Annotated in this window: 1 tRNA gene; it reads right to left on the bottom strand. The window is 49.6% G+C overall.

The annotated features are described in order from the left end of the window. Window positions 1-76: 76 nt before the first annotated feature. Window positions 77-151, bottom strand: a tRNA-Gln gene (locus AACR77_RS17240). Between the last annotated feature and the right edge of the window lie 87 nt (window positions 152-238).

Consider the following 238-nt stretch of genomic DNA (forward strand, 5'->3'; position numbering starts at 1 on the left):
ATTATGAGTGCGATGCTCTAACCAACTGAGCTACATAGCCGTCTTGTGCACGACTTGCGTCGAATACAAGCAAAAATGGCTGGGGCACTAGGATTCGAACCTAGGTATGGCGAGATCAAAACCCGCTGCCTTACCGCTTGGCGATGCCCCAACAGTGTTCTTTGCAATCGGATGATTGAAGGAACGTTTTTCAAACATGGTGGCTATGACGGGATTCGAACCTGTGACCCCCGCATTA

Origin of the sequence: Aeromonas sp. ZOR0002 (genome assembly GCF_963866995.1) — a bacterium.
GTDB lineage: Bacteria > Pseudomonadota > Gammaproteobacteria > Enterobacterales > Aeromonadaceae > Aeromonas > Aeromonas caviae.